This window comes from Thomasclavelia sp., assembly GCF_047249845.1.
Lineage (GTDB): Bacteria > Bacillota_I > Bacilli_A > Erysipelotrichales > Coprobacillaceae > Thomasclavelia.
On the sequence record NZ_JBKTWO010000149.1, the window covers coordinates 1 to 1,996 of the forward strand.

1 protein-coding gene is annotated in these 1,996 nt (G+C 29.6%); it reads right to left on the bottom strand.

Features of this window, described 5'->3' with window-relative positions; translation table 11 throughout:
* On the bottom strand, window positions 1–1,948 hold a 1,948-nt coding region (locus ACLR9T_RS14170; RefSeq protein ID WP_413110118.1), incomplete at its 3' end, for a family 16 glycoside hydrolase.
* Between the last annotated feature and the right edge of the window lie 48 nt (window positions 1,949–1,996).

Below are 1,996 nucleotides of genomic sequence, written 5' to 3' on the forward strand. Positions count from 1 at the left end.
GATTATTTGTTTCATTAATAGTAACACCATTTAATTCAACTTTATTTGCTTCATCTCTTAATATTTTATATTCATCGATTGGTGTTTGAGTTAAATAATATTTCCCATAACTATCCTTCTTGATTCCTAATCTTAACTGTAAATTATATGTTCCGTTAAAAATAGTATTACCATTAGCATTAGGAATTGCATTATTAAAACCACTGTCCCAAGTATTCATCCAATTTATTGCAATAATATCTTGAGCTTTAAAGTTTTCTGCAGTTCCAAAATCTCCCCTATAATATGTCATTGCTGCATATGAATCAGGACCAAAATTCATAATTCCATCATTATCTTCATTTCCCATTCCATCAGCATTAGTACTTGCATATTGTTCATCAGGAACAAAAGACCATTTACCATTAACTTGTTTAAAATCACCTATTTTATATTTTCTTCCTCCACGATCTAAAACCCATTTAACTTCGCCTGTTTCTTGATTATTTTCATCTTTAACTACTAATGGATATAAATCCGGACATTCAGTATGTAAATCTCCATAAACTGATTCAACTTGCCAATTAACCAAATCATCTGATGAATATATTCTTAGTGGTCCTCCAGCTATTACCATAAACCACTTATTTTCATATCTAAATACTTTTGGATCTCTAAATGCAGTATTTTTTAAAGAATCATCTGTCCAATTAATTAAAACTTTTCCTTCATCATATTTATAAAAAGTTTCACCATCTTTACTATAAGCTGCAGTAATTTTTTGAACATCACTACCATTACCACCATTAGAAGTAATAAAGAATACAAGTCCTTCCTCACCTTCATTAAATATTGCTGGTGCTGTTTCATGATCAGCAATTACTGCACACCCTGAAAACATTGTTCCATATTCATCTGGATAAAATTGAATTGGCTGTTCTTCCCAATGAATCAAATCTGTACTTGTCGCATGGGCCCAATGCATTGGTCCCCAATTTGGCGAATCATAGTATTGGTAAAATAAATGATATTTTCCTTTATAATATACTAGTCCACATGGATCATTACCCCCTCCAATTTTTCCAGAATAGTGGTATTGACCACGATAATCTTCATTATAGTAAGATTCATCAACTTGCATACGATGTACACGGATTCGATATAAAACTTTTGCATTTCCATTACGGACTGTTAATGTATAAGTCTGTAAATCTTTAGTAACAGGTAAATTATTAATATCTACAATTTCCCCATTTTCATTAGTAGCAATAATTTCGCTATCATTTTTAATTTCTGGTAATAAACTTACTGCAGTCGTACTATTTGTAACATATGTAATATAAACATATTGCCCTTTTGCAAAAGCGATTTGTTTATCAACTTTACCATTAATACTTGCAACACTTAAATTATCTAATTGTGGTGAATTTGTATCATCTAAAGATGTATATTCTACATTTTGATATGTTACATTACCATTCCATGTTAATAATCCAAATTTACCACTTGTAAGAGCATCGTTTTGTCCATAATGAGAATCTTCATTACGAGTATTCATTGTATAATCAGCTGTATTGATAACAAGTTCACCATTAATGTAGTAAACAATATGTTTACCAATAGCTGTTATTTTTAAATGATATTCATCATTTTCATCTAAAGTAATAAATTTCGATTTACCTAAATCATAATTATCATCTTGTCCAAATTTAAATAATCGCGCTTCACCACTAGCACCATTAATATTAGCAACATACATGCTCTTATTGTTTAAATCATCACTAGCTCTAAAAATTAATGATGCCGCACCATTTCGTTCATTAAATTTGACATCAGCTTCATAAACAAAATCTTCACCCTCTGTTTCACTTAACAAAAACACATCATTTACTCCATTAGAATTTCCTGTAATTCCAATATCACTAATTCGATAATTGTCATTTTCTTTAATACCATCTAAGTTTGTCATTAAATTATCAGAATTACTAGTATCTGTAATTTTAATATTACTAAATCA